The following is a 15,636-nucleotide window of genomic DNA, read 5'->3' on the forward strand; positions in this document are numbered from 1 at the left end:
GCTCCCCACTAGCGACATCGCGGCCGATACCTGTTTTCGAGACATCAACGGCTGATGAGACGCTATCACCGGAGGACATCGGCATCACGACGGCCGATTTTGACGAGATGACCTTCACAGTCAAACGAATGCTCTGTAAAAAGCACGACATCAGCGTCCACCAGAGCGTCGGCTCGCCGAGAGGAACTGGAGAATGTTCACGAAACAGTCCAATCAGAGACCACCGACTCAGATGAGTGAACCACTCTCTCCCGGCATAACGTCATTAGGTTGGATGCGAAACGGGAGATTATGCCTCCATTTCGTGTTCCTGAGACGGTTGCTGATCGGATGGCTGAACTCCTCTTCGAGGATATCAGCTCCACGTACGGGAAGCGAATCCTGTATCCGGGATGTGGGAAAGGTGAATTAATTTCTGCTGTGGAACGATATTTCGAGGACTCGGTGCATGACCCACCATCTGGGGTTGCGATCGATACAGAGGACGAGTATGTCGAGACGGTTCGAGAGAACTACACTGACCAAGTAGAGGTTCGGAAAGGAGACTATCTGAGTGCGGACGCACGCCTTGACTCGTTTGAGTTCGTGCTTAGCTATCCGCCAACCGTCCAGTGGATTGACCTGAGTGAGGAAAAGCAGCGCGAGTATGCTACCTCCTTTGCTCAGATATCTCCGGATACAGCCCGTATCCATACCGGCCTGCTGTTTCTCGAACGGTCGCTACACGTCCTAACAGAGGACGGAAACGGTGTATTCTTGACTACGAGAGGATTCAAAACAGAAGAGACAAAGGGCCCCTTCCGCAGTTACTTGGCTCCGAAAGTTGCAGATGTTGAATCGGTTGATCGCGACCATTTTGAGGCCGATATTCCCCACATGCTCCTCAAAGTCAATAGTCCGGAGTCAGAGGAGTTCGACCCAGCGGTATCATCAATCCGACCAGACCCATCAGAAGTTGAGTCCCAACTCATGGCGAGTGCAACCTCACCGACAATCAGCGAGCCTGCTCGCCATACAGCGACATGTTTCCCGGAGTTGGATGTATATAGTGCTGAGGATGACGCTGCCTTCGTCTACTTAGATCTCTACTATGAGGACTACGACGCTGCATTCGTCTTCGATGATCCGGAGCAACTAGAGGGACTTCGTGGCTACGTCGCCAGAGCAGAGATGGAGATACGAGGTGAAGAGCCCGTCACCGAACACGTACTGCCGCTAACGGACTCAGATTGCGTCGCTCCCGGAGAAGAAGTCGGGACGGTAATTGAACGACTAGGAAGAGACGGAGAACGGTTCTGTTTCGTCGGCCAGCCAAATGATCCGGAGGGAATCGTGACCCGATTCGACCTGAACAAGATTCCCGTCTACCAGTACCTGTACGTGCTTCTCGCTCAGTTTGAAATTCGACTACGAAAGATCATCCGTGAACACATCCCGGACTGGGAAACTGAGACCGACATTCACATCCGCACGACCTATGTCGGCGATCTCGCACCTGACAAGCTAGCCGGGGGTACCGTAGGGAAACTACTTGACATCCTGTCTGAGGCCGATGAGATGCAGCAGCTACCGGTAGATCTAGAATCATATGGGGCAACAATATGGGATGTGAAAGACCTTCGAGATGCTGTTGCTCACTATAACCCGCTTGTTCACTCAATGAGTAACGACACGGAGAGCGATTGGACAGCAGGAGATTTACGTGCCCGACATAAGCTTTTGCGGGATATAGTAGAATCGGATTGAGCCATCTCCCCTGGGAGAGACATCCGTGGATTCCGAACCCGTAGCAGGTACGACTTCGTCGCTCAAGTACTGAGTAACGACAGTAAGATGTGTCGCCGCCGGTTGGTTATTAACCAACAATCGGCTGTTTCCTGGGTCAATGTTGGTTAACGTGGTGTTGTTGTTGCGCCCGGCAGAGGGGCGCAGGGCGCGAGACGATGCAGGCAGCCGTCGATGAGCGTTCCTGCATCGAGGTGACTACGATGAAAGACCCAGAGTCGAGAACCATCTTCGCTGGCGTCGATGGACGTACCGACACCGAACTACCCGAGTGGTATCGTCAGCGTCACGGCGGCAAAGACACCGTGAGCTTCGCTGAGGCGATCCGCGACCTCCCGCAGGCCGTCGAGTCGACCGTGGCCTACAAGAATCCGTACACCGACGAGTGGGTCGAGACGGAGCGGTTCAACGCGCTCGTCGAGCCGAGTCGCGCTCGAGAGCAGGCCCGTGAGGAGGACGCCGAAACGGATTCCTTGTTCCATATTCCGACCGACTCGTACTCGATCATCAACCCGGTCGACGTCTACGGCCCTCTGGAGGAGGTCCTCCGCGAGGAGACCATCGACGGAACGCCGCTGGGTGACGTGATGTTCGGCGAGATTCGTCGCTACCGGGGCGGCGGCGAGGTCCATATGGACATCATGTTCGACGGCCTCGAGGTGCGCCTCCCCGGCCGGTCGGACCCGATAACGATGGGCGTCACGTCGGGCTACGACTTCTTCGGCGAGCACGCCGTCTACGTGGAGGGATTCGCCCAGGACGGGTATTGTTCGAATACAATGCGCTCGCTCACCGACAAGGAGGTCATCAAGCACGTCGGCGACGTGCGGAATTTCCGAACCTGTTGGGAAGAGATTCTCGCACAGGTCGAACTCGTGGCTGACGACCTCTTCGAGTTCATCCGTGACGCCCAGAACATCGAACTCGACTTCTCCGATCTCCCGTTCACCGTCACGGAGTTCTACAGTCTGCTGGGCTTCCCGGACTACCTGGCCGAGCGCGCTGCGAGCGATGCCGAGGCCAACGCGGCCTCACCCGTCGAGATCGATATGTGGACGCTGCATTCCGGCGCGACGTACGCGCTCACTCACTTCTTCCAGGGCAAGGAAGGCGCGTCGCTGGACGGCTACGTTCGCACGGCCAACGACATCCTGTTCAACCCCGAGGGTACCATCAAGCGGGTCGAGCGAGCCTACGAGGAGGAGCTGGAGGCGGACGGCGACGACGGGTCGCAGGCGTCGCTCGCCGGCGAGCGGGCGCTCGCGAGCATCGAGCGCGTCAGCGACGATCTACAGGAGAAGGTCGATCAGTTCGAGGAGCGTGAGGACGCGCTTCGTGAGCGGTTCCAGGACGCGATGGCCTGACGCCGCGACGGTGACGTAGTCGTCTGTTCTGTCTTTCTCGCCCTTCAGGGGTGGAGGGCGATAGAGATGGAGAAATCCGCGGACAGCAGCGGCAATAACGATGAATTCCCACCCGAGAAGCGCCTCGAAGCACCGAACCACCGACTGATCAAGGCCGGGATCGCGACGATCCCCGATATGGAGACACTCCGTGAGTGTGTTGCCTACGAGAACGCCCACCAGAATCGGACGCAGATTCTGCGTCGGCTCCAGTGGAAGGCCGAAGAGTTGCGTGAGGATGAGACGTAGCGATTGGTCTTAACCAACAACCGGAGTCAGCTACCACCTCGTGTTGGTTAACGTTGAGAGTGTCCCGTTTTTTCAGCCTCCTGAATGGGTGCGGGGCGACCAGCAGCCGCCTCGCGAGTTCAGTCATGTCCCTCGATTTGAGTCCAGACTCCAGCACGGCTAGCGACATCGCTGCCGCCAGACAAGCGGACCATGTGGCGTTCCTCCATCGAGTTCCATTCGTCGCTGATGCGTTGGCCCTCGGATTTCTTCCCGGGTTTCGAGAAGACTGTGGGTATCAGGCAGACCAGTACCTGAACCTCGAGATTCCTGTGGGGATGCTCGATAACGACTTCCGCAATCCCGACCTGGAACGATTCGTCGATCGCTTCTTCGAGCACGAGCCACAGGTCGGTGTCATCGGCGACATCTACGAACCAGATGCCGTCGACGCCCACGTCGCTGCCGCTCGCGAGATCCAAGCGAGCTACCCCGAGGCCGAGCTCATCGTCGTTCCGAAGTCGCGGGCGGTGATCGACGCGATTCCCGAGACCCTCGTCCTCGGATATTCACGGGGATACGCCGACCGCCTGGCCCACGAGTTCTCCGACCCAGCCGATTGGAGAGGGCGGCGCGTCCACATCCTCGGCGGGAGTCCGCCCAAGCAGCTCAACGCCATTCGACAGCTGACCAGACCGACACTCACGGACGAGCCACCGGCCGACATCGTCGGCGTCGACTGGAACGGGCTGCATCGCGGCGCACAGTTCGGTGAGTTCTGGACGGCCGACGGCTGGGACGACAGCGGTCGCGACGCCGACCACGTCACCGTGCGAAAGACGGTGCGCCACAGCCTCGCTCGCGTCCGTGAGTTTTGGAGGACCCACGGAATCTGGCCCGAAACGACACCGCAAGATGAGGGGCTCGACGTCGAGTACGAGGGTCCGAGTCCTGCCGATCTCGAGGACGCCGCCTGTACCGAGTGCGGGACGAACGTCTGGCGAACTCGCCGCGGCCCGTACGTCGCCGAATACGATACCGGCGCAATCTGTGGATACTGCAGCTACGAGTGCTACTTCAGCCACCGTCATCGAAACAACCTGGAGGAGATCGCCGGCAAACAGAGCGTCTACCTCCCGCCGGCGTGACTTCGCGACCTGTTTTTCGTGCCCCCAGAGAGGGCGAGGGCTCCTTCGAAAGCTCTCAGAGGTGACTTCCAGTGAGTCAACAACAGAGTCCCGACAACGTCTCGATCGACGATATCCCGGTCGATATCGACAACACGCAATCAGCGGAGATCGATCCCGCCGACGTCCCCGACGAAATCGAGTCTATCACCCGTGGGCTCGCCAGTGAGCAGCCACCGACGAATCCGCTGGTCGTGCTGAAAGCGGCCCGGTGGTGGTACATTCACGGCAAGGGCGGCACGGATCCCGCCTTCCAGTGGGCCATCGAGTGGGCGCGTCATCTTGCGACCGACACGCCCAGTGACGTCGAGCAGTTCGACGAGTTCCTCGAGTACCTCGTTACGGTCGGCTTTGCAGACGAACGTCACGAGCTCCGCTAACCGACAGAGCGGTTTTTGGACGCCCCTGAGGGGTGCGGCGCGGTCTGAACAGACGCAGTCGCCGTGAACTCGATTCGGTGATCACGATGTCTACGACCAGAGACTCGTCGGTCTCCTTCGAACAGACCGACACGCGATCGGACGAGATGAACAGTACGATCGAACAGTGGATCGACGACCTCGTCGCCGGCGTCGACGACGCGCAGGCCAGCGCGGAGTTCCAGGAGTGGCTTGACGTCCAGAGTCGCTTCCACGACTACTCGTATCGGAACACGCTCCTCATCAAGCGGCAGTGTCCCGAGGCAACCCGCGTGGCTGGCTACCAGACGTGGCAGGAGGAGTTCGACCGTCACGTCACGGAGGGTGAGTCGGCCATCTGGATCTGGGCGCCGATCATCACCAAGCAGTGCCCGGAGTGCGAGAATTCGCCGAGCTATCACGAGGACAGCGACTGTGACTACGATGAGACGTCGCCCGAGGAGTGGTCCGAGGGCCTGGTCGGGTTCAAGCCCGCGCCGGTGTTCGACATCTCCCAGACCGAGGGCGAACCGCTTCCCGACCTGGACACAGAAGCAACCGGGGACGCCGGCGACCTCGTCGAGCAGTTGACTGCCGCCGCTGACGACCTCGGCGTGACGGTGCGGATCGTTCCAGCCGAGGAGTGGACCCACGGCGAGGCGAAGGGCATCTGCGAGCAGCTGTGCCTCGTCGACGTTCAGCCGCTCGTCGAGGTGCGTGATCGGGAGAACGAGGCCGACCTCGCGCGAACGCTGATTCACGAGTACGCTCACGCTCTGCTCCACTTCGACGTCGACGACGACACCGAGCGGTCGAAACGCGAAGTCGAGGCCGAAGCCGTCGCGTACGTCGTCGGGCGCTACTGCGGGCTCGACACCAGTGGGTCAGCGTTCTACCTCGCAGCCTGGGAGTCGGACGACCCCGAGGTCGTTCGCGAGCGGCTTGGACGGATCAGTTCCACAGGAGAAGAGCTCATCGACCTCCTCGAGGAATGACTCCCTCGTCCATTCGGTTAACCAACAGAAGGATGCGTGGTTTTGTATTGTTGGTTAATCCAAATGTGATGTCGCCGTTCTTTCAGTCAATTGTACGTCCTGATCAGGAGGTCAAAATCGGGGTGTGGTTCCTATTATTGTTCAATGAGTTGTTTTTGCTCTTCAAGCGTTTCCTCGTGGTCTTCAACAGCATCTTCCCGAGCCTCAGCATCACCACTGAGCCGGTCTGACAATTCTTTGAGACGGTCTTGTTTCCCATAGAGGACGAGCGTGTCGTCCGGTTTCGTCTCCGTATCTGGTTGTGGCGCACCAATATATGAATCATCACGACGGATGCCGAGTATCAACACCCCTTCGCGTGGTAAATCCAGCTCCGAAATCGACTCCCCTGCCAGCCAATCACCCGCGCTGATTTCCACCTCCACCACACGATATTCGCGTTGCAGTCCGAGTAACTGGGCGTAATCCGAGATCTCCAACTCTGTCGTCTCACTCAGCGCCCACTCAATTAGCGGCGTCACGAGGCGGTTGAACCACCGACTTCGTGCGAACAGAATGATCACACCGGCGCCACCGAGTATATACAGCAAGTTCAACAGGTCGTCGCCACCAGTTCGCGTGAACGAAAGGATAAGTGACGAAATCGCACCGAGCAGTCCAATACTGCCGAGCCGAATGAGCGCCTTCACGGTTTTTCGGCGGCCGACGGTGGTGATAGCCTGTTCTGCCTCTTCGGTCGTATATCCGGCTCCAGAGAACGCAGACGTGGCTTGGAAGGAGGCCACATCTGGTGAAAGGCCCGTCATCTCCAGCGCAATCGAGCCGGTACGTACAATCAACAACGACAGCGCGAAGATGATCAGTAGTGACAGTATTGAGTACGTGGCAACCATACCTAGTGTAGCGTCCCCATATCTGTAAATAGCACCGCCTACGCGAACACTGCATTCACCGTGTCTATAAACAGTCATTCTGAGTGAAAGCCAGTCCATCAGCTACTGGGAGTTTTTCTGCGCCCTCGGAGGGACGGAGGCGCATTCAGACCTCCGTCGAATGATGACTGAACCCAATCTCACGACGGTCCTCGAGGAAGCCGAGCACGTTGCCAAGCAACACGACCAAGTCGCTCGAACGGCAGACAACCAAGCCCACGAGTACCTCCGATACGCCGTTCTTCGGGTGCTCGAAGGCGAGTCGGACCACCTCCCAGCAGACTGGACGCCGATCGACGGCGTGACCGTCGGCTACGGGAGCGACGACGCGATGTACGACAGCTGGGGCTCCAGCGAAGACTGGTGGGAGACCGTCCCGCCGCAGGAGGCGTGTACCCGCTTCCGGGTGTTCTTCCCGGACGACCACCAGACGGTTCCCCGTGACATCGTCGACGTGATGGCCGCGCTGGGTGCCTGGCGCGTCTGGACTGGGTGCGCAGCCGCGTGCGGCTCCTACGACCATCGCGAGCGCCGCGAGGTCCACTACCTGTGGCCGGAAGGCCATCCGGTGGAGGAAGTACTCCACGAGCGGCTCAGTGGCCCTGCGGAAGCCGCCGCTCTCGACGGTGGCCGAACGGGCGACGTTCGCGACCGACTGGTCGTCGACGAGAACGCACAGTCGCAGGACGAACTCGAGCCCCGCACGAAGCGTGCCGTCGCCGAAGCGATGGACGTCTCACTCCTCTCGAAAGGTGGCCGCTACGAGGTGCAGTCCGCGTCCGGTAACAGGTACGAAGTCGACATCATCGACGAATCGTGTACCTGTCCCGACTGGCAGCAACGTTCACCCGAAGGCGGCTGCAAGCACCTGCGCCGCGTCGATCACGAGATCAAACGGGGCCGCGTTCCCCGCCCAGACGGCCGCCTTCCCTCCCCGTAGTCGTGACCAGACTACTCCACGGGACGGACTGTGTCGCCATCTCGTTGGGCCCGGTCGAACGTTGAGAGATACGCGATCCGGTCGTGAACCTCGTCGGTATCCAGCTCCAGTTCGGCGGCCAGTTCGTCGACGGTCATCGGTTCATCGAGTGCCTGGAGGACTTCGAGCCCCTGGTAGTACCTATTCGTGATCTCCTGGACGCGGGCCTCGATCGGCGTGGTCACCCCGTACCGGTCCTCGAGTTCGACCAAGGCCTCGTTCGCGAACGTGGCGAACTGATCGTCCCCTAGGCGTTCGATCTGGGCTTCGAGTTCATCCCGGACGACATCGTAATCGAGGCCGGCCTGCACGAGCATATTCATGTCCTCGATGTCGTCGTCGCGGCCTGCGATTGCCTTGAACAGGAAGATATCCTCGTTGCTGACCAGCCGGACCGTCAGTCGATCAGTGTCGAGGAACGGCTCGCTGCGCTCTTGCATCCCGTCGGTGAGTACGAGCTTGTTCGCGACCACCACCGATCAGGTAGACCGTGAGCGGTTCAGATAGCCCGTTCCCGATTTGCTGGAATTCGTTCTCGATGTACTCGCGTCCGAATGTTGGTCTCATTGTGGTAGATCCACCTCGTAGTCAGCCGCTAGCGCCTGAAACTCGTCCCACTCCGGAAGCCGGTCGTCGTCGACCTCGCCGTGCGTCTCGAGGTAGCGCAGCAAGGCGTCGATTTCGGCTTCAAGGCCATACTTCGCCGCCTGCTCTCGGAGGTCCGCCTCGTCGACGTCGACGCGGCTGAGCAGGAGGAGACAGTACGAGCGGTGGCGGCTGCCGTCGTCGATCAGTAGCGTGTGACAACAAAGTTCCGCCGGCGAGACTGCGTCGAGGTCCTCGGAGTAGAAGTAGTAGCGATGGCTGGTGAGCAGGAACTGGAGGTCGAAGGCCGCGAATCGAGCGAGGCCTGTTTCGTGGAACGGCTCCGCGTCGATCTCCGTCTGGGTCTGGGTGAGGAATTCGTCGTAGTCCTCCCAGAGAATCGTCCCCTTCGGGGCGATGGCTTCGAGGCGTTGACGATGCAGATGGTGTGCGAGTTCACGGGCGAACTCGTGGAGGCGGTCGAAGTCGGCGTTGAAATCGTAGCGGCCGTCGGCCGTCCCGACGAGACCACGGTCACGAAACCGCTTGAGGACGCGGTTGACCGTGTTGCGGTAGTTGTCGCTCCGGTCGGCGATCTCGGAGACGGTTCGCGGCTGGTCGAGGTAGTACAGCACCTCGAGTGCCTTGCCGGTCAGCAGCTCGGGGAAGTCGATATGGGAGTGCTGGCGGACGAGGTCTTGGTAGAGTTCGACGGCACGAGCGTCCGACGGGACGACTCGTTTTCGCCGGCCATCGCGTTCCGTGTAGACGAGCCCCTTCTCGACGAGGTCGCCGACGGCACGGGAGAGGTAGCTCTCGCTGTGGTCGAGCTTCGTCGCGAGTTCGGAGATCGTGTCGCCTCGGTCGACCGTGGCGAGGACCTCGAGTTCGATGCGCCGGAGCACGGTGTAACATAGTACGAAACTTGTATATAAAGAAGTTTCGAGTAGTGTTACAGCCAGCGGTCGCGAGAACTGCCTTCATCGTCTTAACCAACAAAACTATGGATTCGTGGGTCGTGTTGGTTAACACGAGAGTAGCCGATGTCCTACGAACCCCCGACCCCACCGGCGAACCTCCCGACGGAGATCGTCAACACGCTCAACGAGTCGGACCCGGAGCAGCTCCGAGACGTTGCGACGTACGCTGAAGCGCTCGCCGAGCACAAGGAACGAGAGGCCCGTCTCGAGGAGTCGGCAGATCAAGAAGAGATCGAAGAGCGACCAGACGATCTCCCGGACGACGTTCCTGCCAAAGCGACAATCACGATCAAGGAGATCAACGACAATCGCTACTACTACTGGCAGTGGCGGGAGGGTGATTCAGTGAAGTCGAAGTACAAAGGTCCGGTCAACCCAGACGAGTAAAACTCGATGATGGAGGACACCCACCCCACGTTTCCGTCGTAACTGGATGTGGGTGGAGGGAGTAACGTTGATTTGGAGGTGACCACACCCCCCGCGTTTCCGTCGTTTCTTCACGACGGCGTAGGGAGAGGCTACGATAGTGCTATGCAACCACTAATTCTGTTGACCTAGAACCAATCTAGAGATGAACTAACTTCCGCAACATATAGATTAAAGTAGTATAGCTGAGAAAAGCTCATTAAGTGAACTTCGATCAAAGAGGGGGCGAGGTACTTCGCCCCCTCAGATGAAACGATTCTTTCCAGCTGCTACTGTAGACGGCCAGTATTGGACGTCTAGGCCGCTCTCGTCTTTGGTAACTCGTCGTGGATGTCTTCTTCGAGTCCCCTCCCCACCTGTTCGTTGATTACGACGGAAACGTGGGGTGTGTGGGTTCGGGGTTCGGCATCGAGGCGACGCTTCCGTCTCCGGGTTTCCTGTTTCACGTCGGAAACGCGGCTATATTGTCAGCAATCCAATTCCAACGAATTACGGCATTTTCCGGCTGATATCGGACAAGGAACGTCGGAAACGTGGGGTGGCGTTCTCCACTAGATTTATACTCTCCCCGCTCACACCGTGTGATATTCAATGACGCCCGACTCTTCACCCAGTTCTGTCGACGATCCACTCTTTGAATCCGGGCATCACATCTTCGCGAACAAGGATCTCCTGAAAATCGGCCACGTGCCGGAGGCTGACCGGATCGTCGGTCGCGACGAGGAAATCTCGAAGCTCGCGAAACGTCTCAACGGTGCTGTCCACGGGTATTCCCCAGAAAACGTGATGATCTACGGGAAAACGGGGACCGGCAAATCTCTCGTTTCAAAACACGTCTGTCAACGAGCTCAAAATGCCGCTCAGGATGGCGTCGAGATTGGAACAGCGTATATCGACTGTGCTGAAGACAACACGGAGACTCAGTCGATTTCCTCACTGGCCGCGAAGCTGAACGATGAATCTTCGACTGGAATCTCCGTCCCCCATACCGGCCTCAGTACGTCGAAATACTACAAACTCCTCTGGAAGACGCTCGACGCTCAATTCGATTCTGTGATCATCATCCTCGACGAGATCGATCTGATGAACGACGACAGCGTGCTGATGAAGCTCTCGCGCGCTGAGGAGGCGGGGAAAATCGACTGTAGCGTCGGTGTCATCGCGATCAGCAACAAGATCCAGTGCGTCGACAACGTGAACGAGCGCGTGAAAAGCAGCTTCCAGCACAAGGAACTGTTCTTCAAGCCATACGACGCCAACCAGCTCCGGGAGATCATGTTCAACCGTGAGGACGCCTTCCAGGACGACGTCCTTTCCGAGGACGTGATTCCGCTTTCGGCGGCCTTCGCCGCGCAGGAACACGGCGATGCTCGGAAGGCGATCGACATTCTTCGCCACGCCGGGGAGGTCGCCTACGAGGCCGGGGCAGAGCAAGTGACGGAGGAACACGTCCGCCAGGCACAGCAACACGCCGAAAAGGACAGGTTCAGAGAACTCGTGAACGGCGCACCCACGCAGGCGAAGGCGGCGTTGCTGGCGCTCACGGAGCTGAGTGTCAACAGCAACGACGATACGTTCCTCACGAGCCGGGTGTACGACCAGTACGAACGCATCTGTAACCATCTCGATATGGATATCCTCTCAGTCCGTCGGCTCCGCGACATCCTGAAAGAGCAGGCCTTCCTCGGGGTTGTCGAAATCGAGAAGATCAACAAGGGGAGTGCGGGCGGCATCCACCTCCAGAACCGACTCATCGAAGATCCCCAGGTTGTCCGCGAAACGATCCTCGAGGACAGCCGGATGCAGGACTGGACTCGCGAGTAGTGACCCCCTACTACTGAGTGGGTGCGGACGACGGAAATCTGGGGTGGGGCGTGAGGAAACGACGGAAACGAGGGGGGTCGAAAATTACGTCGGAAACGTGGGGTTGGATCGAAACGACGGAAACCAGGGGTGGGGTCCACTACGACCGTTCGTTGGAGGCTCCGAACGAGTTCAAAACGGTGCCCTCTCACCGGAGAGCTCTCGACTAATGTCGGACCGATCCCACCCGAGCGGTGAAAGCACGCTCTCGACCGCTCTGACCAGCTGCGTTTCGTAGTACGAGGCGTCGTAGGTCTCGATCTCCTCGTGGGCGAGGGCGACACGGTCTCGCGAGGATTTCTCGTCGTCGACGACCACGTACTCGATATCCTGGCCCGGGTGGACTGCCAGTTCCTGCTCGCGAGCCCGTTTCAAGGCCGCCACGTTTTGGGTATTCTGTGTGTAGCCTTCTAGGGGCTTGGAGACACGATTCCGCTCGACGAGCCGCTCCACTGCTACGTTGCCCGCCTGCAGTTCGTCGATTGCTCGTTCGAGCCGTCCGAGCACCGCGTCCGGTGACCGCGTGGCATTGAGCCGGTCGAGACAGTCCCGCTGGACGTCCTCGATGAACGGCGGGGTTGAGCGCTGCCGGGCTTCGATACCTCTGATCTTGAAGTCGTCGTCACCGGCGACCTTCCCGAAGTACTTCGTCAGCGCGCCGGCGTCGCTCTCGCGCTGCGGGACGAACGCCACCCAGTCGTAGTGGGCTTCGTGTTCGAGCCGAATCTCGACGCGTTTCGTGATCTCCGTCGCGAGCGTCTCGAGGTCCTCGCGGTCATCGTCGTCGACGCTGGGGTATGGGGTTACCCAGATGGAATCGACGATACCGTGGACGACCCGCCAGCCGCCAGCTTCCAGTCGCTGTTTCGCCGTCAGCAGAATCTCACGAGCGAACGCGTTGATTGCCTCGTGGCACTCGATGCGGCCGAACTTCGCGTTGCTGAACCCTTGATAGCCGAAGCAGGCGACGAGAATCCACTTCAGCGCTCCCGACCGCCCCTCGAGTTATGCCAGTCGGTCCTCGTCGGGGTCGTCCCGTTCCTTCTCGCGACGGATGGCTGCCTGGATCTCGTCGCGCGCGTCGATGATCGGCTGTAGCACGTCGACGAGGTAGCCCCGGTCGTCGCAGATCGAGCCCGTGGGGCCGGGGACGTCGTCGCGGTCGCTGTGGCAGTCACACCGGATAACGTCTGGCGAGACGTTCCGGGTACAGGTAAGCTAACCCGTTAAGGAGGTGGGCTTTCAGCGTGGACTCCCGCTCTAACCGAATCCGGTACGGATTTGACACCGTTCGCGTTCAACATCCCGCTGTTCAAGCGCACGCCTACGGGTGCGCCTCCTTCACCGCCAGTTTGGTTGCGAAGGAGTCGATAGCCGATGTTTTTGGCTGCGTTGTAGTCGGCGTGGTTCTCATACCCACAGGATTGACAGCAAAAGGTCTCCTGCGATGGTCGGTTGCCCTCGTGGGTGAACCCGCACGACGAACACCGCCGACTCGTGTTCTTCGGATTCACCTGTTCGACGTGGATACCGCGTTCTTCGGCTTTGTATGAGACGTACTCGTACAGTCGCCGGAACGCCCATTCGTGGAACTTCCGCACGTTCGGTATCCGGTCACGGATGTCCGTCAGGTTCTCGAAGGCAATCACCGTACAGCCGTTCTTTATAGCCTGTTCAAGCAGTTCGTTCGCTACGCGGTGGAGATATTGCTTGAAGCGTCCTGTCTCCTTGCGTCCGACCGCTTGGACGTTTTTGTGTGCCCACCGCGACCCGCACTCTTGGAGCGATTTGTGGCGCTGAACGTACTCCGTTCGCCAGTGGTTGAGTTCGTCCGCAGACCAGAACGCACCAGTCGAGGTGACGGCGATGTTCTCGACCCCGAGATCTACACCGAGAACCGTTCCGTTCTCGGCTGGTTCGGGGACGTCCACGTCCGCCTTTGTTCGGACGTGGAGGTAGAAATCGCCACGACGGTAGTGGAGTGTCGCGCCGGTCGTCTCCCATCGTTCAGAACGCAGGTACTTCGAGTGGGGCGTGTCACGGGTTTTGTCGGGCAAGACGTACTCGACGGTGACCCGGCCATTAACCGTGGACAGCGAAGCGTAGTCGTCGTGGAACGTGGCGTTGCGCTGGTTGTATTCGCAAAACGGAGTGGTGAACGTCGGCAACGAGGCGTATTCGCCCTTCGACCACTTTGCGACCACGCTGTCAAGTGCATCGACAGCACGGTCACGAGCCGATTGGACGTGGTTGCTGTGGAGTCGTGTCTGTTCGCGTACCTCGTCGTAGGTTTCCTCGTGGAGAACGGACTTACGGGTTTCAGCCCACTCGCCGTCCCACGCGGCGTCTACGACATAGTTGGCGGCCCACAGAAACTCGTCAATCGTCTCGTGAAGCAGGTCCGCCTGTTCGTCGGTCACGTCGAGTTTGACTGGGACGGTGCGGCGGACCTTCACGTACTTCACAAATAGCGTCACCATTAAAAGTATTAATGTAAATTTGGGGGGGGGGGGGGGAGCAGTTCACCACCAATAATGGTAGGTAGTCAAGCAAACGCGCTTCTTTTTTGCTGTGAACAGTGGGGTCTGCGCGGGGGGAAGATAATCGCCCGCCCGGGGACGTTGTACCGCGCCGGTGAGTGACCGACGCGGCCGTAGCTCGAGTACGTCGACCGACTTGCGAGCTGCTGGAAGTCGATGTCCGGCCATCGACTCAGCGAGAAGTCGTCGACGCCGTCAGCCGTCGCCATCTCGTACAGAGTAGGGACGATCTCACTCGTCGAGCAGACCAGGACGTCCGGATCGTGTGCGTCGAGCGCCCCTTGGACGGCGGTCAGGATATCCGTCGGCGAGCCGGTGACGGTGTCGCCGGCGACGGTCAACTTGCCGTAGACGTCGTTGCTCGTTTCGGTCACCGGAACGCTGAGCCGGAGCGTCGACAACTCGCTTGCCGGCGTCGGATTGACGCCGGTCTCCAGACAGTACCGGAACTCTCGCGAGAAGTCGACGTTGAAACAGGCGAGATCCCCGACTGGATAGTCCGACAGCTGACGCGCCTGCCGGGCGAGTGGAGTGACGCGGTCGATGTGGGCAACGTCGACCGCGAGAACGGCCTCCTCGTCTCGTCGAAAGCCCGGCCGTCGCGTAACCATCTCGGTCGCGACGACGTCCGGGTGCTGGTCGTACACCGACTGGAGTGTCGTGAGGTCGAGGCCGGCATCAGGGTCGCGAGCGGCGACGTAGAAGCGTGGGGTGTAGTCTTGGCGCTCGGTCGTGACGGCGCCGTCGGCGGTTGCCTCCCACTCCAGGACGCGGCCGTCGTCTAAGATATCGATTGTGAACGGCATTTGGGATTGTCACGTCTCGATTGAACGAAACGGTTCAGTCCTAGTTGACATCCTCCTCCGCGTGAACGCGGAGGAATCCCAAGCGGTGGGAGTTTCAGGTCTGCAGTCCAGTCACCGGACTACCAGTCCTTTCGGGCGCGGGTAGTCCCACAACGTCGGACTGGTGGACTGCTGGCGGTGCCAAACCGCCGTTACCCCTATCCTCAACCGTGTACGGCGTCCCAGTGTTGTTTTTGCCACGGGGACGCCGGCAGGCGTCAGCAGAGTCGGGGGTATCGTGATGCTCGCTTTGAGCAGTCGGCACGGACACACTCTTCTGGAATGTGCGTTCACCGACTGCCCTTTCCGGACACTGCCTCGTTACGTGAGCGGACAGGCCGCCTCCGAAGGACGGTTCGGAATCCGCTCCGTTCCGACCGATTCCTGCTCTTCAGTAGGGCGGTCTGTCACTTAAACGTCACTGTGGGAAACTCACGGCGGGCGTTTGAACGGTGGGACGTTTCCCAGAGTGACGGCGCGTATCCACGGC

12 protein-coding genes and 3 pseudogenes are annotated in these 15,636 nt (G+C 59.5%); 9 read left to right on the forward strand and 6 right to left on the reverse strand.

From position 1 onward, the window contains the following. Positions 1-330: 330 nt before the first annotated feature. The 6 genes from NP511_RS21455 (at position 331) to NP511_RS21480 (ending at position 5,996) form a co-directional block, all read left to right on the forward strand. Positions 331-1,746: a class I SAM-dependent methyltransferase gene (locus NP511_RS21455; RefSeq protein ID WP_049967114.1), complete on the forward strand. Its 1,416-nt coding sequence runs from the start codon at positions 331-333 to the stop codon at positions 1,744-1,746. Positions 1,747-1,988: 242 nt separating this feature from the next. Further along, positions 1,989-3,149: a hypothetical protein gene (locus NP511_RS21460; RefSeq protein WP_211249139.1), complete on the forward strand. Its 1,161-nt coding sequence runs from the start codon at positions 1,989-1,991 to the stop codon at positions 3,147-3,149. A gap of 66 nt (positions 3,150-3,215) precedes the next feature. After that, positions 3,216-3,437: a DUF8129 domain-containing protein gene (locus tag NP511_RS21465; protein ID WP_049967113.1), complete on the forward strand. Its 222-nt coding sequence runs from the start codon at positions 3,216-3,218 to the stop codon at positions 3,435-3,437. A 125-nt stretch (positions 3,438-3,562) separates the two neighbouring features. Next, positions 3,563-4,564, forward strand: a complete 1,002-nt coding sequence (locus NP511_RS21470) for a DUF6610 family protein (RefSeq protein ID WP_049967112.1) — start codon at positions 3,563-3,565, stop codon at positions 4,562-4,564. A 71-nt stretch (positions 4,565-4,635) separates the two neighbouring features. Continuing rightward, the gene (locus NP511_RS21475; RefSeq protein WP_049967111.1) at positions 4,636-4,983 is read left to right on the forward strand and encodes a DUF8013 domain-containing protein; all 348 of its coding nucleotides are present in this window, start codon (positions 4,636-4,638) and stop codon (positions 4,981-4,983) included. Between the two features lie 86 nt (positions 4,984-5,069). Then, entirely contained in the window at positions 5,070-5,996 is a 927-nt protein-coding gene (locus NP511_RS21480) for an ArdC-like ssDNA-binding domain-containing protein (RefSeq protein WP_049967110.1), read from the forward strand. 134 nt (positions 5,997-6,130) lie between these two features. Here the strand turns inward: NP511_RS21480 and NP511_RS21485 are convergent, their stop codons facing one another. Beyond that, positions 6,131-6,889: a potassium channel family protein gene (locus NP511_RS21485; protein ID WP_049967109.1), complete on the reverse strand. Its 759-nt coding sequence runs from the start codon at positions 6,887-6,889 to the stop codon at positions 6,131-6,133. 163 nt (positions 6,890-7,052) lie between these two features. Between NP511_RS21485 and NP511_RS21490 the strand changes: the two genes are divergently transcribed. After that, positions 7,053-7,868, forward strand: a complete 816-nt coding sequence (locus NP511_RS21490) for a hypothetical protein (protein ID WP_049967108.1) — start codon at positions 7,053-7,055, stop codon at positions 7,866-7,868. A gap of 11 nt (positions 7,869-7,879) precedes the next feature. Here the strand turns inward: NP511_RS21490 and NP511_RS21495 are convergent. Then, positions 7,880-8,474: pseudogene (locus tag NP511_RS21495) on the reverse strand (hypothetical protein). After that, positions 8,471-9,397, reverse strand: a complete 927-nt coding sequence (locus NP511_RS21500; RefSeq protein WP_049967107.1) for a helix-turn-helix transcriptional regulator — start codon at positions 9,395-9,397, stop codon at positions 8,471-8,473. The pseudogene NP511_RS21495 and the gene NP511_RS21500 overlap by 4 nt, the downstream one beginning before the upstream one ends. A 138-nt stretch (positions 9,398-9,535) precedes the next feature. Here NP511_RS21500 and NP511_RS21505 point away from each other — a divergent pair, with 138 nt between their 5' ends. After that, a complete protein-coding gene (locus tag NP511_RS21505; protein ID WP_049967106.1) occupies positions 9,536-9,859 on the forward strand; it encodes a DUF6788 family protein in 324 nt (107 codons plus the stop codon). Positions 9,860-10,489: 630 nt separating this feature from the next. Then, positions 10,490-11,722, forward strand: a complete 1,233-nt coding sequence (orc4, locus tag NP511_RS21510; protein ID WP_049967105.1) for a DNA replication protein Orc4 — start codon at positions 10,490-10,492, stop codon at positions 11,720-11,722. Between the two features lie 139 nt (positions 11,723-11,861). Here the strand turns inward: orc4 and NP511_RS21515 are convergent. From NP511_RS21515 to NP511_RS21525, 3 genes and pseudogenes are all read right to left on the reverse strand, one after another. Beyond that, positions 11,862-12,979 (reverse strand): annotated as a pseudogene (locus tag NP511_RS21515) (type B DNA-directed DNA polymerase); the annotation flags it as partial. Positions 12,980-12,987: 8 nt separating this feature from the next. Then, positions 12,988-14,217: an RNA-guided endonuclease InsQ/TnpB family protein gene (locus NP511_RS21520; protein WP_049967162.1), complete on the reverse strand. Its 1,230-nt coding sequence runs from the start codon at positions 14,215-14,217 to the stop codon at positions 12,988-12,990. A gap of 143 nt (positions 14,218-14,360) precedes the next feature. Next, positions 14,361-15,107, reverse strand: a pseudogene (locus NP511_RS21525) (type B DNA-directed DNA polymerase); the annotation flags it as partial. Positions 15,108-15,636: the final 529 nt, after the last annotated feature.

Source organism: Natrinema thermotolerans, from assembly GCF_031165565.1.
Taxonomy (GTDB): domain Archaea; phylum Halobacteriota; class Halobacteria; order Halobacteriales; family Natrialbaceae; genus Natrinema; species Natrinema thermotolerans.

Bases quoted from the DNA above. Each gene is read 5' to 3' on its own strand.
- NP511_RS21480 (WP_049967110.1), top strand. From the start codon at position 5,070: ATGTCTACGACCAGAGACTCGTCGGTCTCCTTCGAACAGACCGACACG.
- NP511_RS21485 (WP_049967109.1), bottom strand. From the start codon at position 6,889: ATGGTTGCCACGTACTCAATACTGTCACTACTGATCATCTTCGCGCTG.
- NP511_RS21455 (WP_049967114.1), top strand. From the start codon at position 331: ATGGCTGAACTCCTCTTCGAGGATATCAGCTCCACGTACGGGAAGCGA.
- NP511_RS21470 (WP_049967112.1), top strand. From the start codon at position 3,563: ATGTCCCTCGATTTGAGTCCAGACTCCAGCACGGCTAGCGACATCGCT.
- NP511_RS21505 (WP_049967106.1), top strand. From the start codon at position 9,536: ATGTCCTACGAACCCCCGACCCCACCGGCGAACCTCCCGACGGAGATC.
- orc4 (WP_049967105.1), top strand. From the start codon at position 10,490: ATGACGCCCGACTCTTCACCCAGTTCTGTCGACGATCCACTCTTTGAA.
- NP511_RS21460 (WP_211249139.1), top strand. From the start codon at position 1,989: ATGAAAGACCCAGAGTCGAGAACCATCTTCGCTGGCGTCGATGGACGT.
- NP511_RS21465 (WP_049967113.1), top strand. From the start codon at position 3,216: ATGGAGAAATCCGCGGACAGCAGCGGCAATAACGATGAATTCCCACCC.
- NP511_RS21490 (WP_049967108.1), top strand. From the start codon at position 7,053: ATGACTGAACCCAATCTCACGACGGTCCTCGAGGAAGCCGAGCACGTT.